Here is a 15429-nt window from a genome sequence, read left to right as displayed (position 1 = left end):
CCAAAATACTCAATTCATTGGGACTTTCACCCTTCCCTCCACGGTTCGGTACCTGGCGACCATGACCAGTCTCGCTGCTTAGAAAAGCATGGCCCCATTGTCCCTGAGGTCCTATAGTTCTCCCATGCGCCTCAAATCCGAAATCTTCGTTTCCGCCCTCACGCGCCGCGTCTTCGCTGCAGGTGATTTCGCCGCTATCGAACGAAAGGGGGCCGATGAGGCCGGCGCGATCTTCATCCGCCAACGCCTGCGTGATGGGCGCGAAAATCTTTATGGTCCTGCACCCCAGAGCTTCGCCGAAGACGAGGAGGTGAGGGCCGAACGGCGCTTCGAACGGCGTCTCACTGAAGCGCAAGCCCAGGAGGTGGAGACGCTACTGGAAAAGGAGCGTCGCTTCGACGCCGATCTCTGGGTGGTCGAACTTGAAACCGACAACGTCGGCGACCTGTTCACCATCGTTGGGTGACAGGCCCGTACCTTCTGCCGCAACCGGCGAGCAACCTTAACGGCGCACCACAAGCTTGTGGGCTGGAGTGGGCTCTTCACGACGCTCGTCGGCATCGCTGCCGGAGCTCGTGGTGTAGCGATCTGCCCGTCGCCAGCTTTCGATCCGCTCCTCACACTCGGCCGTCTCCAACGACTCCAGCATGGATTCCGCACGGCTGATATCGCCAACGAGCTGGCGCATATGCGGGTAGAAGCATTCCAGGATAAAGATGGCGTCGTCGGTATCCATGCCGATGCCGACGAGCGTTGTTGCCAGTTGCCGACCGGAAATATCGAGCAGGATGCGCTCCGACAGCCAGTGGCTCGCAGACAGCGAGTCCGAGAGCGTGGCGGCGAAACGGCTTGCATCGCGCTCACGTGCAAACCGCACAAGCAGGGCTTCCTGTACTTCGGTCAGGCGGCGAACGCCAAGCGTGTCGCCCACGGGGCGGTGCATCTGTCGCGCCATGGTGCGCAGTTGCCTGCGCAGCTTCTCTTCCCGCTCGGCACGCGCCTCGCTTTCGGTCAGCGCCGCTTGAGACGTAGAGGTTTGAAGACTTTCGTGCGTTGAGCCGTTCGCGTGGCGGGAGTGACGTAAGCCCACCAGGGCATCGACGACAGTGGGGGAGAGGTCTTCGCGCCGGACGATCGTACGAGCGTGCGCAGCCCCTTGCGTTCGTGCAATCGCAATCAGCGTCTCGTCATCCAGCGCCTTCGAGGAGACGAGAAACGGTGCGGACAGCGAAATCGGCTGGCTGGCGATGAAGAACGCGACGGCCGAGGGCACGTTCGGGTTCTGCGACAACGCCGCAATCGCTTCTCTCTTCGCTTCGGCGGTGGACGCGGAAAACAGCGGCATGAACAGTTCTGCGAACTGTCGCAATTCTGATTTCGACGGGTAAGGCAAGCCTTCGAAACTCGAGACGGTTGCCATCAATACCACGTCCTTCTTCCTCTCGGCCCTTGGCCGTTCCAGTTCTCGAAAACGGTCTGTCAACGCAATACCCAACCAGACGCAAAACTACAGGAGCGCTCAAACTATAACGAATGCGTTGACGCCCTGTTAACCACGGGCGTCGGCAAGAGGATTTTTCGGCTTATTCACAGCTGTTTTGTTAACGGAAGGATTTTTCGACCCGCTGGAACCGCGAGCCAACTTTGGCGTTTCTCTCGCGTGAACCGGATTGGGGCGCAATGAACCTCAACATTGGAGTGAAGGCTGCAAGCCGCATTTTATTATTAACCTTTGCTTAACCTCCCGATGATTCTAATGTCGTGGGCAAGTCCGAGATTCGGTGCTAAAGTTCTGACATGAGCTCGCTTATGAGGGACGGACGAATGTCCAAGCCTCAGTTAATGCCCAGTCCGTGGACTGGTGATGCCCGATGAAGTGGTACTGGCATTCCATATCGGCTTGATGCCGCCGTCCTGAAGACTCCGGCACGCAGATCAAAAAGAAATTTTTGCTGAAAAGCTCGATATGGCGCTTCCACATACTGGATCGTCGGATGGAAAGTCATGCATCGCGATCCGGTCAACAACATCCGTCGTGCCTGTGAAAGGAGATGGCAATGGCAGACATTATTTCGATTTCGACGGCGACGCGGCGTCCTCACAAAACGGCTGACGCGAACGCAATCGCTGCCGGCCCAGCGCAGCTGCTGTTTTTTACCGGTGTGCGCTACGAGCGTTATGACTTCGCCGAGAAAACCAAGACGCGAAAGCGTAAGGGCAATGCGGCGGCTTCTTCCGAAACGGCTCTCAACGCCTGACCGATCTTTTTATGATGCTCTGAAGTGCGCCTACTTCAGCGGTGCGGGCTCGCATGTAGCCTCTCCGAGAAACCGCTCTGCTTCTTCCAGGAAGCTTGCCTGCGGTACCATCGTTCGCAAAACGGCATAGCCCTCGTTGCGATTTGCTTCCACCAAAATCGATTTCGATAGCGCTTGGACTTCCGCCTTGCGAATGGCCCCGCTTTGCTCCGGGGTGGAAATCAGAATATCCAGTTCACCCCCCGCCGATGTGCGGTCGTTCATGCTGAAGATTTCATTGGATGCACTGTCGAAAATTGCGATCGACCAGAACGGCACGGCACCGAAGGCCGACAGCCTGACCGGCTTCTCTTCGACATTATAGGTACACACGGCAACCCGCATGAAAGGGTCTTCGCTGCTCAGACCACCCTTGCGGTGACCATCCTTGTCGACCAGATGAAAACGATTTGGCACAGCCTGAAATTCCGCGCGCGTATAGGCATCGCGGTTGGAAAAATGCGGGATCGAGAAGAGGATGACGAGGTGGAGGACAGCTGCACCCACCAGGCCCGTGAAAATTGCCAAAGTGAGCCTAAGCATTGCCGCAATCCGTTTTATTGATCGTCGGCATGGTAATGTCGATCAGTCCCGCACTTCCGGCAATCGGGGTATCGAGCAGCGTCAGGACCAGCTTGAAATCGCCGTTTGTCGGCACCGCAAGCCAGTTGAACGGCGTTGCCGTCGACGCAAGCGTAATGGAAACACCACCTTCAGGGCCGTGCAGAAGGTTGCGTGAATTCAGGGCGATCGGCCGTCCAGATCCATCATCCAAAAGATTGCCCTGTTGATCGGCAACATAGATGGTCCAGAAGCGAGCAGGCGGCAGGTTGCCGGTAAGCGTATAGCGGCACTGGCCGGTCAAGCGCTGGCCGCTGCTGTCATTCGCCGCGGTAAAGGCCAAACCTTCGGCCGTTCCATAGAGAAGCTTGCCTGCATCCGCCCGGTGCGCCTTGGCGTAAGGGTCCGCTTCGATCGTCTGCGATTCGGGAAACGCGTTCCACGCACCGATCTTGATCGACCCGAAACCGGATGTGGCTTCCAGCGCCACAAGCGTGGAAACGATGCCACCGCCGAAGGCAATGACGAGCGAGATGGCGACAAGAAACGGAACTCGAAACACACTGCTTTCCCGATTTGGAGCAGTGTCACGGTTAGCATTGATTCCGACTCGGGGAAATGCCCTGGATGAGGGATGGGCAAACCTGTACTGGAATATTCTGGTTCTGAAATATGTGCGGCGTTGGGAAACTCCGGTGGAGGAGGGTCGAAGTGTCGCCCTCTTGGCTGCGTAAAAGAGCCAGGCGTGCATCTGCGCCGGCTTTGAAGCGCGTGTCTCGGAAAGTTCTGCAAGCGACACCCTAAATCGGTCTTCGTTCCCAGGGCGCGTAGGTCCCTTTGGACGCGAAACGGACGTGTCTCGCTCTTTGGATCGACAGGTAGCGCCCCCAAATTGTTCTCGATTTTTGGGCTGATTCCGTAGGGCACTGATCGATAAGGCCAGCGCCCTCCGAGCCGTCGCTTACTCGTGAATCGTGTAAGAACCGAGCTTGCAGAGATCCTGTCTGTCTTCCGTCGTGTCGAGGCCGGAGCCTTCTTCGAACTCGAAACGCATGTCGTAGCGACAGACCGTGCGGCCGTCGGCAATGGTGATGTCGATGCTTTCGCCTGGTTCGAGAACCTGCTCGCCGAAAACGTCGTCTTCCCATTCATTGACGCCAACCGGCGATGTGTAAAAGCGCGTCAGGACGGACTTGGTACCGTTCTTCAGCGTAAAGGTCAGGTCGTCGGCCTGTGCCATTGCGGATGTACAGACGAACACTGCCAGAGCGGCGAGCACTGGATTGAGTTTCTTCATAATAGTTCCCCCTAGATGAGATGTCCCTCGCGAGCAATTGCGCACCTTCGATGGGGATATTCAAGCTGCGCACCCCTGCCGCTGTTGTCTTTCGCGTTGGAAGGTAAAGACTTTTTTTGGCTTTGAAGGACCCGCAATATTTTGCAGCCTTCTGTGCGCTTGTCGTGTTTTTCAGTTTTCTAAAGTTCAAATCAAGGTTGCAGTGATAGGATGTGCTACCTAATACTGATGGTGGAGAAGAGCATGAATAAGGACGCCGCCGACCTTGTGAGCATCGCTCCGACAGAGGATGAGGAAGGCTCTCCGGCTTCCCGGCTGATCGACGGACGGATTGCCGAGTTGACGGACTGGCGTGGGCAGGTGCTGTCGCGCATCAGATCTATTATTCGCAGTGCGGATCCACGTGTGGAGGAAGACTGGAAATGGCGTGGCGTGCCCGTTTGGGCCTGCAACGGCATCATCTGTACCGGGGAGACCTATCGCTCCACCGTAAAAATGACCTTCCCTCACGGTGCGGCGCTGGAGGATCCGTTTGGTCTGTTCAACGCTTCGCTTGACGGAGGGACACGCCGTGCGATCGACCTTCGCGAAGGTGATGACATTGATGACGGTGCGCTCTCGGCGCTGATCCGGTCCGCGATTGCATTCAACGACGCCAAGGTGCGCGGGCGTAAGGCCGCGCGGACGTCATAAAAAGGGCCGGCCACCCGATCAGGTGGCCGGCCATTCCTCATCATCGATATTTCTCAATTCGCAGGGGCGGGCGGTGCCGGCGCTGCGGGCTGTGCAGGTGCGGGTGCCGCAGGCTGGGCGGGAGCAGCGGGTGCTGCCGGTTGTCCCGCTTGGGCAGGGCCCGACGATGTGCCGGAAACATCATCGGTCGCAATCGACGCCGGTGTGACAGCGCCATCTGCGGCTGCGACACGCCACACCGTATTGCCCGCATCATCTGCTACCAGCAACGCGCCGGTGCCATCGATGCCGACGCCGACGGGACGGCCTCTGGCCTTGTCGCCCTGAATGAAGCCCGTCACAACGTCCTGCGTCTTGCCGACCGGCTTGCCGTTTTCGAACGGCACGAAGGTCACGCGGTAGCCGTTGAAGGCCGTCCTGTTCCAGCTTCCATGTTCGCCGATGAAGGCACCGTTCTGGTAGGGGGCAGGCAGCGCGGATTTCAACGAGAAGGTGAGGCCAAGCGCAGCAACATGGCTGGACAGCGCGTAATCCGGCTTGATTGCCTTTTCCACCATATCCGGTCGGAGGGGATGCACGCGGTCGTCCACATGGTTGCCGAAATAGCTCCACGGCCAGCCGTAGAAGCCGCCTTCCTTCACCGAGGTCATGTAGTCGGGCACAAGGTTCGGGCCGAGCTCATCGCGCTCGTTAATCACGGCCCACAACTCCTTGCTTTCGGGGTTGAAGGCAAGACCGTTCGGATTGCGCAAGCCGGACGCAAAGAGTTTCCACGCACCCGTCTGGCGGTCGACCTGCAGGATAGCGGCGCGGTTCTTTTCGGCCTCAAGCCCGTTTTCGGTGATGTTCGAATTCGATCCGACGGAGGCATAGAGGAACTTGCCATCGGGGCTCAGCGCCAGATCCTTTGTCCAGTGGTGATTGATCGGGCCACCCGGAAGCTTGGTCAGCATGCGCGGTTCGGCGGTGATTTCGGTCTGACCCGGTTGATAGGGGTAGGCGAGGATTTCATTGGACGTTGCGACATAAAGCGTGTTGTCGGCAAAGGCGACGCCAAACGGCGAGTCGAGCTTCTTCAGAAGATCGTGGCGCTCATCCACAATGCCGTCTCGGTTCGTGTCCCGAAGCAGCGTAATGATGTTGCTTTCCTTCGGCGGTCCACCGGTTTCGCCATGGGCAATCGACATGATGAAGCCGCGGATGATGTCCTTGGGACGCGACGATGATTGCCCACCCTCCGGTGCCCGCGACTGCACGACCAGAACGTCGCCATTCGGCAACGTATGCACGGTGCGCGGATTGACGAGGTCCTTCTGGTAGACGGAAATCTTCAGGCCTTCCGGCACCGTCGGCATTTCACCGTCCTTCCAGCCCACCACCTCTGCGACCTTCAGGTCGGGGATAAGGCTCATGGAGGGCTCGGGAAGGACAGGGTCGGGGCCGATCTGCTGGGAAATATCGAAATTATCGTTCTGGTCGCTGCAGGCCGGCAGAATGAGTGCAACGCCTGCAAGCAGCAGTGCGGGGGCGAAAATGCGGGAAACCATGATCATACTCTCCAGGCCAGACGGGCATATTTGCGGGAGGAGGCGGAAACAGCCATCAACGACACCACGAAGGTGATAGCCGAAAGCAAGAGCCCGTAAGGCACCACAGCCGTCCAACCGTCACCGGCGTGAACGAGACTGTTGATAAAGGCGAGGATCAGCATCACGATAAAAAGAATAATGGAGACGAAGGACGGACGCATCGGCCGTGTGCGCCGACGCAGCAGATCTATGAGACCGGCAAGAATTGCCAGACCGCCAGCGACCAGCCCCGCGAAAAGAAGCCAGGCCGAAAAATTCGACCACATCAGGTTGGCGGTGCGCCAATAGGCAATGTCCGTCGCAAGCGTCAGCGAAAAGCAGACAAAGGGAAAAGGCACGAACAGCAACTGAAAAGGATAGGCGGAAGCTTCCCCGTGGGATGCATCACTCATGTCTTGGCTCCAACCGGTATTGAGGGGAGCGCCCAAGTCCCGATGGGCGCTTTTGTGCTCTTGCAAACGGTTGGAGGTGCGATTTGGTTGCAAGAGTTTGGGAGTTAGAAGCGGAAGCAGGTCACGTCATTTAGGTTAGGTGTGGAAAAGGTTTAATCCAGATGCACGCGGAGGAAATATTGTTTTGTTTAGCGCCTGAACAGCCGTAGGTCGTAATCGGGGTTTCTCAGTTACATCCGGGGGTTTGAATGGGTAGTTTTTCTCTTTGGCACTGGTTGATATTGCTTGGCATTTTCGCACCTATCCCGCTCTTCTTCGTGTTTAGGCGCGCGCCTGCGGGCCCTAACCGATTTGCGGGGCTGCCATACGCTATGAGCTTCGGAGAAGCGATATCGAGTTTCTTCAAAAATTATGTGAACTTTTCATCAAGAGCGAGCCGATCAGAGTTTTGGTATTCAATGCTCTTCATATTCCTGACGTCGATTGTGGCCGACCTAATCGATCGATCGGACATTCTCGGCACCATATGGTACCTAGCAACGTTATTGCCGATAATCGCGGTCAACACGCGTCGGCTACACGACCTTAATCGAAGCGGATGGCTTCAGCTTTTTTGGTTTCTCTTTCCCATCGGCTGGCTGATTTTGATTATATGGTACTGCTTCCCGGCTGCCGACGGACCCGCATTGAAAAGAGGGACAGGCCCGCAACTCGGTAAGGATCCAGCTGAAACTTTCCGGTAATCACAGGGTCACCTTCAATGCGCTTATCCTCCAACGCCGAAGCGGCTACGCTTCGGCTGGAGAAGTCTCTTCATTTTCAAAAACTGCTTAAGCTATGCAATAGCGATGGACTTCCGGAAAGAGTTCGAGGGCGAGAATTGCGTTCTAAGTATATCCCCGAGCCGTCAACAGTGAGACAGGGCTTATCGGTCTTGACAATCGAAATGTGGTGACCGGGTGCTCTGCGCGTCAGTTTCCAACATCCGCCACCTTCTGCGGCGACAAGGTCGGCGCAGACGCCTCCTTCAACTGCTGGCCGACTGCGCGAAGAACGCGTGTGGCTTCTGCCGAAAGAGAGCGAGGGCGGGTGAGAGCCGGAAGCGCATTGGCGTCAGCTGAGGCCACCTGAGCGCCATTGGCGGCAGGTTGCGGGCGCGAGCCGGTTGGCAGCGGGTTCTGGATGCCTGGAATAGGACGCAGTTCCATGCCTTGATGGGCATAGTCCATCAGCCGCTTGAAGGTCATAGCGGGAAGGGCGCCGCCGGTCATGTTGTTCATCGAGGTGAAGTCGTCGTTACCGAACCATACCGCCGTTGTGTAGTTACCGGTGAAGCCCACATACCAGGCGTCGCGATAGGCCTGTGACGTTCCCGTCTTGCCGCCGGAAACGATGCCATTGTCCAGCGCTCCACGCCGTGCGGTACCTTCCACCGGGATAGTGACCAGCATGCGGTTCATCTTGGACGTCGCTTCTTCCGAAAGCACGCGATGCGCCGGCGGTTCGTCGCGATCGAAGTCGTAGAGCACCTTGCCTTCGTAATCGAGAACCTGCTCGATGCCGTGGCGTCGCGATTGCATGCCATTCGCCGGGAAGACGGCATAGCCCGTTGCCTGATCGAGCACCGTCAACTCAGAAGTGCCGAGCGGAATGGTCTTGTCGCTGCGAAGCGGCGTGGCAACGCCCATGGCTTTTGCGGTGTCGACGATGATCTGCGTGCCGAGCACATCCTTTGCAAGCCGCACCGGCACAGTGTTATAGGATTTCGCCAGCGCGGTCTGCAGCGTCACCTTGCCGGCATAGGAGCGGCCGTAATTCTGCGGCGACCAGCCCCGCCATGTGACAGGCGCGTCGGAAATCAGCGTTTCCGGCTTGTAGCCTTTTTCCATCGCGGCAGAATAGGTGTAGACCTTGAAGGAGGAACCCGGCTGGCGAAGGGCCGCCGTTGCGCGGTTGAACTGGCTCTCACCATAGTCGCGACCGCCGACCATGGCGCGGATACCGCCGCCATTCTCGATCATTACCATCGCGCCTTGCTTGACCTTGTAGCCTTCGCCGAATTCACGAAGGCTGCCTTCCATGGCCTGCTCTGCGGCCTGTTGCAGGCCGGTGTCGATGGTGGTGCGCACCACCACAGTATGATCCTTGATCTTGCCGTCCCTGGCCAGGCGCTGCACTTCGTCGAACGCCCAGTCGAGAAAGTAATCGGGTGCCTGGACCTCTTCGCGGTCGATGACCGTCGCCGGGTTGCGACGTGCACCGACCACCTGGCCTTCGGTCATCAAGCCGCCTTGGACGAGGTTGGAAAGAACCGTGTTGGCGCGCGCACGCGCGGCCGGCAGGTTTACATGCGGCGCGTATTTCGCCGGAGCCTTGAACAGGCCGGCAAGGATGGCGGATTCCGCCAGGGTGACGTCCGTCAGATTCTTGCCGAAATAGAATTGCGCCGCCGCCGCCGCACCGAAGGTGCCGCCGCCCATATAGGCGCGGTCAAGATAGAGCGCGAGGATTTCCTTCTTTGACATATTGGCTTCCAGCCACAATGCCAGGAAGGCTTCCTTGATCTTGCGCTCCAGCGAGCGCTCATTGGTCAGAAACAGGTTCTTGGCAAGCTGCTGCGTCAGCGTCGACCCGCCTTGGACAACGCCACCGGCACGCGCATTCTCGCTCATGGCGCGGGCAAGGCCGATGAAATCGATGCCGAAATGGTCGAAGAAGCGCCGGTCTTCCGTTGCCAGAACCGCCTTAATGAAGTGATCCGGCATCTGGTCGATTGGAACGGAATCTTCGTGAATGATGCCGCGATGGCCGATCGTGTTGCCGTAGCGATCGAGGAAAGTCACGGCAAAGTCGCCGCGATAGCGCCAGTCCTTCTTGGTTTCCTCGAAGGCGGGCAGCGCCAGCGCCAGCATGACGACGGAGCCGGCCGTGCCGACCGTCAGCGCATTGCAGGTCATGTTGACGAGAAATTTCTTCCAGCCGCGCACATGCAGCTTGCGAGAGGCGATCGTCACCTCTTCCCAGAAATCGAACACACGGGATGCGGCTGTCCACAGGCTCGAATCGATCCAGGAATCGATGCGAAGCAGAATATGGCGTTTACGGCGCGCCGGTTTCTTGTTGTTGTCTTCCTGCACCTGAAACGTATTCCTGTTCGATGTGGTGAGTGAACGCTTGACGCGATAAGCTTGCGCGGGTCATTCCTCACCACCACTCCGCCGGATTTAAGAATTATCTTATAATCCAGCCTATGGCGATACGACAAAACGGGCTTTCCTATTTGATGCCCGAAGATGCAAAATGAAACGGAAATCTTAACGATGAGTGACGCGCCGTTCTGGAAAACCAAATCGCTGGCGCAAATGAGTAACAGCGAATGGGAGAGCCTATGCGATGGCTGTGGCCTCTGCTGTCTCAACAAGCTGGAAGACTGGGATACGGGCGAGGTGGTGTTTACCTCCGTCGCCTGCCAGCTACTGGATGGCACGAGCTGTCGCTGTTCCGATTATGAAAACCGCCGTGCCACCGTGCCCGATTGCATCCAGCTCGATCTGAAGCTGGTCGATGAGATCGGCTGGTTGCCGCCGACATGCGCCTATGCGCTGGTGCGGGACGGGCAGGATCTCTACTGGTGGCACCATCTGGTGTCGGGTGATCCCGAAACCGTTCACCTTGCGGGCATTTCCGCGCGTGGTCGCACGGTCAATGAGAATGACGTCGATGTGGATGACTTTGAGGACTATGTGGTGGACTGGCCGTTGACGGTGGGAGAGCGGCCGGAGGCGCAAAAACCGCGTTGAGTACAAACCTGTGCGCTCTCGTCAGCCCGTGCAAAATCCCGTCCTATTCCTGCCGCATGACCTCTGTATCTCGCTACCTTGCTTTTCTTAGGCCCGTTCCCGGCTATGATAATCGGCCGGACAATCAAGGACCCCGCATGCGCCAAAGTCAAAAGCATGGCCAGCGCAAAAACGTGACCCGGTTTTGCGACGACGTCATGCGACAAAACCAGGAGCTCAAGCGTGAAGAGCGCATCTGAAAGACTGCGGCGTGGTTTAACGCTTGTTGCGCCGATCTGCCTTCTTGTAGCCGGTGTCGGGCCCGCGCGCGCTCAGGCCGTGCAGCCTTTTGAATGCACGCTGGTCACATCGGTGGAAACCGGTGCCGTCATTAACCAGCAGGGCGCCTGCGACAGGCGCGTCTCGCCAGCCTCTACCTTCAAGGTGCCGCTTGCGCTGATCGGTTATGACGCCGGAATTCTGCAGGACGAGTTCAATCCGGCCTGGGACTGGCAAAAGGGCATGGATGCCGCGCCGCAGGAGCGCAAGACAGTCGATCCGACAACGTGGCAGAAAGAGTCGATCCGCTGGTATTCGCGCGAAATCACCAGACGTCTCGGCAAGGAGAAATTTGTCTCCTATGTCCGGCGCCTCGGTTTCGGCAATGGTGACGTGGCCGGAGAGCCGGGCAAGGACAATGGGCTGACCGACTCCTGGGTGAACACCTCGCTGGAAATTTCTCCGGTCGAGCAGGTGGGGTTCATGCGCCGATTGCTGGCCAACAACCTGCCTTTTTCTCGTGATGCGCAGAACAAGACCAAGGCCATCGTTCCGGTGTTTGATGGTGCGGAAGCCTGGAGTGCTCATGGCATGACCGGGACCGGCACCGTGAAAGGGCCGGATGGTAAGCCAGATCCCAATCGGCCCTTCGGTTGGTTCGTCGGCTGGGCCGAACGCGAAGGTCAGCACATCGTCTTCGTTCGCCTGCGCGTGGGCGACAAGCCCTCGGAGCAGCCAATGGGCGAGGTGGTGCGCGGCGAATTCCTGCGCGATATTCAGCGTTACGCCACCCATCGGTAGAAGCGGCCATGTCTGCTGATGCGGCAAGCAATATCATCGCGCTGTACCAGACATATGCTGAGGATTTTGATCGGTCGCGCAGCCGCGCGCTGATGGAGAAGCATTGGCTGGACAGGTTTCTCGTATATCTGCCGCCGAAGGCTTCGATACTGGACATTGGCTGCGGAGCCGGGGAGCCCATCGCACGCTACTGCATCGAAAACGGTCACGAGGTGACTGGCATCGATGCTTCGCCAGCGTTGATTTCGCTTTGTCGTGCGCGCTTTCCCGGCCATCAATGGCTGGTCCGAGATATGCGCGATATGAGATTGGACAGCCGCTTTGATGGCCTGATCGCCTGGCACAGCCTCTTTCACCTGACGCCGGACGACCAGCAAATTGTCCTTGAAACATGCATGCGCCTGGCAGCGGAAGAGGCCGTCTTGATGTTTACGGCGGGGCCAGACCGTCGGGAAACGCTTGGACGTTTCCGTGGCCAGCCGCTTTATCACGCCAGCCTGGCATTTGAGGAATATCGGGTGATCCTCGCTGGCGGTGGCTTTCAGATCATCGCACATGCGATCGACGACCAGAGCTGTGGTGGGGCGACGGTCTATTTGGCAAAACGTAGCGGCGGTTAGCTTTTCGCGAAGAGCGTGCGTCTGGATCGCGGCTGCCTGTTGGCGAACATGCCATGAAACGCAATTTCCTCCCTTGACCTTCCCATGATGGGAAGCCCTACATTGGTGTTGTTTCACGTCGGAACTATTTTGAAGTTCCGCCCGTCATAATCATGACAGTGACAGACCTCGAAAGGGGAGAGCGATGAACGAGATGGTCAGACCCAAACAATTGCAGGAGCCTTTGTCGATTCCCGTCGAAGGCATGACCTGTGCGTCCTGCGTTCGTCGCGTGGAAACGGCGGCAGCGAAGGTTCCGGGTGTCGCCTCCAGCTCCGTCAACTTTGCGACGAAAAAGCTGACGGTGGAGCCTGCAGAAGGCTTTTCTGCCAAGACCTTGGCGGCAGCGGTCAAGAAGATCGGCTATGAGATCGAGCCAACGCGAACCGAGTTCTCCGTCGATGGCGTGAAAGGTGAGGCGGACGCCTCACGGTTGAAGGGCGTGCTTGAGGCCGTCGCAACGGTCGTCAGCGCAAAGGTCGAGGCTGACGGCAAGGTCGTTGTCGAGGGCATGGGCGGCTTGCGCCAGCGCGAGATGGTGATCGAAACGGCGAAAGCCGCTGGCTTCCCACCTGCCGCGGCAAAGGCCACGCAGCATGACCACTCTGCACATCAACATCACGGCGCACATGATCACGCCCACCATATGGGTGACGAAGCGACGTTAAAGCGCGATGTAATCATCGCAGCCGTGCTGACCGCGCCGCTCTTCGTGTTGGAGATGGGTGGGCATATCTATGCGCCGATGCACCACTGGTTGATGGGCGTGATCGATACCCAGAACCTTTACTACGTCTATTTCCTGTTGGCGACGGCGGTGATTTTTGGACCGGGACGGCGCTTCCTGAAGAGCGGCTTTCCTGCCCTTTTGCATGGGGCGCCGGAGATGAATTCACTCGTGGCGCTCGGTGTCAGCGCAGCCTATCTCTATTCCCTGGTCACGACCTTCGCGCCGGGTGTCCTGCCGGAAAATGCACGGCATGTCTATTACGAAGCGGCCACCGTTATTGTCACGCTCATCCTCATCGGCCGGCTGCTTGAGGCCCGCGCCAGCGGCAAAACGGGCGATGCGATCCGAAAGCTTGCGAGCCTTCAGGCCAAGACCGCTCGCGTCGAGCGTAACAGTGAGATTGTCGATTTGGCCGTGGAAGAGGTCAGGGCAGGCGACGTTGTCGTCATTCGTCCCGGCGAGCGGTTGCCGGTCGATGGAGAGGTGGTCGACGGTCATTCCTATGTGGACGAATCGATGATCTCGGGAGAGCCTGTTCCGGTGGAAAAGACCGTGGGCACTGGGGTTGTGGGCGGCACGATCAACAAGACCGGCGCATTCAAATATCGGGCGACGAAGGTCGGCGCGGATATGATGCTGTCGCAGATCATCAGTCTGGTGGAGCAGGCACAAGGCTCGAAGCTTCCCATTCAGCTGGTGGTCGACAGGGTCACCGCGCTGTTCGTCCCGGTCGTTATCGGCATCGCGCTCTTGACCTTCATCGTCTGGGCGGTCTTCGGTCCCGATCCAGCCTACACATTTGCATTGATCAACGCCGTTGCCGTGCTCATCATTGCCTGCCCCTGCGCCATGGGGCTCGCAACACCGACGTCCATCATGGTCGGTACCGGCCGTGCCGCAGAACTCGGCGTACTTTTCCGCAAAGGCGAAGCGCTACAGCAGCTGCGCAGTGCCGAGGTCGTCGTGGTCGACAAGACCGGCACGGTAACCAAAGGCCGGCCGGAACTGACTGACCTGATCGTCGCGGATGGCTTTGAACAGGACGATCTTCTGCGTCTGGTCGCTGCGGTCGAAGCGCGCTCGGAGCATCCGATCGCAGAGGCCATCACCCGTGCGGCACGGGAAAAAATGGCAGCCTCTGCAGGACTTGAAGCTATCCATGTCGAGAACTTCGAAAGCATCACCGGTTATGGTATCCGGGCAGTCGTTGATGGCCGCCACGTCGATGTCGGTGCGGATCGATATATGGAGAGGCTCGGCCTCTCGGTCGCATCTTTCGCCGACGCCGCAAAGCGCTTGGGTCGTCAAGGCAAGACTCCGATTTATGCCGCGATCGATGGTGTGCTTGCCTCCGTCATCGCGGTTGCCGATCCTTTGAAACCCTCGAGCGTCGAGGCGATCAGAACGCTTCGCAGCATGGGCATCGAGGTGGTGATGGTGACCGGCGACAATGAGGCAACGGCGCGTGCGATTGCTGATGAGGTCGGCATCGACAGGGTCATCGCCGGCGTTCTGCCGGAAGGCAAGGTGGACGCCATCCACGACCTGCGCCAGGGCGGGAAAATCCTTGCCTTCATCGGCGATGGCATCAATGACGCGCCGGCGCTTGCCGAAGCCGATATCGGCATCGCCATCGGGACGGGCACGGATGTCGCGATTGAAAGTGCGGATGTGGTGCTGGTCGGCGGTGATCTGATCGGTGCCGTCCACGCAATCGAAATGAGCCGCGCAACGATGCGCAACATTCGCCAGAACCTGTTCTGGGCGTTCGGCTATAACGTCGCGCTAATCCCACTCGCCGCCGGCGCGCTTTACCCGGCTTTTGGCATCACGCTGTCACCAATGATCGGAGCAGGTGCCATGGCGCTGTCCTCTGTTTTCGTCGTGGGCAATGCGCTGCGTCTCAAGACCCTAGCCGTCACGGGTGGAAAGGTGACCTCATGAATATCGGCGAAGCCTCAGAGGCCTCCGGCGTCTCTGCGAAGATGATCCGCTATTACGAGCAGATCGGCCTGATCTCTCCCGCAACACGGGCGGAAAACAATTACCGGCTCTATGGCGATCAGGAGGTCCATAATCTCCGCTTCATCAAGCGCGCCCGAACCCTTGGTTTTTCACTGGAGGAAACTGAAGCTCTGCTGAAACTCTGGCAGGACAAGGCGCGAGAAAGCTCGGCGGTGAAAGCAATTGCTCTCACCCATATTGCCGACCTGGAGCGAAAGATCGACGATATGAGGAGCATGGTGAAAACGCTGTCGCACCTTGCCCATTGCTGCGGAGGCGACCACAGACCGGATTGCCCGATCCTGGACGACCTCGCCGGAAGCTGAACCATCAAAACTGATAAAAGAA

General features: G+C 58.3%; 16 protein-coding genes. 9 read left to right on the top strand and 7 right to left on the bottom strand.

Translation table 11 applies throughout. The features are described from left to right. Positions 1-124: 124 nt before the first annotated feature. Entirely contained in the window at positions 125-466 is a 342-nt protein-coding gene (locus PVA19_RS19175) for a DUF1491 family protein (RefSeq protein WP_112359472.1), read from the top strand. A 36-nt stretch (positions 467-502) separates the two neighbouring features. Here the strand turns inward: PVA19_RS19175 and PVA19_RS19170 are convergent, their stop codons facing one another. Continuing rightward, on the bottom strand, positions 503-1420 hold the full coding sequence (locus PVA19_RS19170; RefSeq protein ID WP_274103929.1) for a DUF2336 domain-containing protein: 918 nt from the start codon (positions 1418-1420) through the stop codon (positions 503-505). Positions 1421-2057: 637 nt separating this feature from the next. On the opposite strand from PVA19_RS19170, the gene PVA19_RS19165 reads away from it, so the two are divergent. Next, complete coding sequence (locus PVA19_RS19165; RefSeq protein WP_130977749.1) at positions 2058-2258, top strand: hypothetical protein; 201 nt, start codon at positions 2058-2060, stop codon at positions 2256-2258. 30 nt (positions 2259-2288) lie between these two features. Here the strand turns inward: PVA19_RS19165 and PVA19_RS19160 are convergent, their stop codons facing one another. The 3 genes from PVA19_RS19160 to PVA19_RS19150 all read right to left on the bottom strand — a co-directional run bounded on the left by PVA19_RS19160 (position 2289) and on the right by PVA19_RS19150 (position 4155). Beyond that, entirely contained in the window at positions 2289-2840 is a 552-nt protein-coding gene (locus PVA19_RS19160) for a DUF1254 domain-containing protein (RefSeq protein WP_130977748.1), read from the bottom strand. Continuing rightward, a complete protein-coding gene (locus PVA19_RS19155; protein ID WP_062438163.1) occupies positions 2833-3420 on the bottom strand; it encodes a DUF1214 domain-containing protein in 588 nt (195 codons plus the stop codon). The genes PVA19_RS19160 and PVA19_RS19155 overlap by 8 nt, the downstream gene beginning before the upstream one ends. A gap of 399 nt (positions 3421-3819) precedes the next feature. Beyond that, on the bottom strand, positions 3820-4155 hold the full coding sequence (locus tag PVA19_RS19150; protein WP_144621057.1) for a hypothetical protein: 336 nt from the start codon (positions 4153-4155) through the stop codon (positions 3820-3822). A 243-nt stretch (positions 4156-4398) separates the two neighbouring features. Here PVA19_RS19150 and PVA19_RS19145 point away from each other — a divergent pair, with 243 nt between their 5' ends. Then, the gene (locus PVA19_RS19145; RefSeq protein ID WP_112952245.1) at positions 4399-4848 is read left to right on the top strand and encodes a DUF1801 domain-containing protein; all 450 of its coding nucleotides are present in this window, start codon (positions 4399-4401) and stop codon (positions 4846-4848) included. 53 nt (positions 4849-4901) lie between these two features. On the opposite strand, the gene PVA19_RS19140 is transcribed toward PVA19_RS19145, so the two are convergent. Beyond that, a complete protein-coding gene (locus PVA19_RS19140) occupies positions 4902-6395 on the bottom strand; it encodes a PQQ-dependent sugar dehydrogenase (RefSeq protein ID WP_274103863.1) in 1494 nt (497 codons plus the stop codon). Between the two features lie 2 nt (positions 6396-6397). Beyond that, positions 6398-6829: a DUF2231 domain-containing protein gene (locus PVA19_RS19135; RefSeq protein ID WP_111847695.1), complete on the bottom strand. Its 432-nt coding sequence runs from the start codon at positions 6827-6829 to the stop codon at positions 6398-6400. 248 nt (positions 6830-7077) lie between these two features. Here PVA19_RS19135 and PVA19_RS19130 point away from each other — a divergent pair, with 248 nt between their 5' ends. Then, on the top strand, positions 7078-7572 hold the full coding sequence (locus tag PVA19_RS19130) for a DUF805 domain-containing protein (RefSeq protein ID WP_274103862.1): 495 nt from the start codon (positions 7078-7080) through the stop codon (positions 7570-7572). A gap of 228 nt (positions 7573-7800) precedes the next feature. Here the strand turns inward: PVA19_RS19130 and PVA19_RS19125 are convergent, their stop codons facing one another. Then, on the bottom strand, positions 7801-9966 hold the full coding sequence (locus PVA19_RS19125; RefSeq protein WP_274103861.1) for a transglycosylase domain-containing protein: 2166 nt from the start codon (positions 9964-9966) through the stop codon (positions 7801-7803). 183 nt (positions 9967-10149) lie between these two features. On the opposite strand from PVA19_RS19125, the gene PVA19_RS19120 reads away from it, so the two are divergent. The 5 genes from PVA19_RS19120 to cueR all read left to right on the top strand — a co-directional run bounded on the left by PVA19_RS19120 (position 10150) and on the right by cueR (position 15407). Further along, complete coding sequence (locus tag PVA19_RS19120; protein ID WP_274103860.1) at positions 10150-10629, top strand: YcgN family cysteine cluster protein; 480 nt, start codon at positions 10150-10152, stop codon at positions 10627-10629. A gap of 243 nt (positions 10630-10872) precedes the next feature. Continuing rightward, on the top strand, positions 10873-11688 hold the full coding sequence (gene blaOXA, locus PVA19_RS19115; RefSeq protein ID WP_443111650.1) for a class D beta-lactamase: 816 nt from the start codon (positions 10873-10875) through the stop codon (positions 11686-11688). Between the two features lie 8 nt (positions 11689-11696). Continuing rightward, positions 11697-12308 carry a class I SAM-dependent methyltransferase gene (locus PVA19_RS19110; protein WP_274103858.1) on the top strand — a complete coding sequence of 204 codons (612 nt, stop codon included), beginning with the start codon at positions 11697-11699 and terminating at the stop codon, positions 12306-12308. 184 nt (positions 12309-12492) lie between these two features. After that, positions 12493-15021, top strand: coding sequence for a heavy metal translocating P-type ATPase (locus PVA19_RS19105; RefSeq protein ID WP_274103857.1), 2529 nt, complete (start codon positions 12493-12495; stop codon positions 15019-15021). After that, the gene (gene cueR / locus PVA19_RS19100; protein ID WP_274103856.1) at positions 15018-15407 is read left to right on the top strand and encodes a Cu(I)-responsive transcriptional regulator; all 390 of its coding nucleotides are present in this window, start codon (positions 15018-15020) and stop codon (positions 15405-15407) included. The genes PVA19_RS19105 and cueR overlap by 4 nt, the downstream gene beginning before the upstream one ends. Positions 15408-15429: the final 22 nt, after the last annotated feature.

This window comes from Agrobacterium sp. CNPSo 3708 (genome assembly GCF_028674915.1).
GTDB classification, from domain to species: Bacteria; Pseudomonadota; Alphaproteobacteria; order Rhizobiales; family Rhizobiaceae; genus Agrobacterium; species Agrobacterium cavarae.
This window is presented reverse-complemented; position numbering and strand designations above follow the sequence as displayed.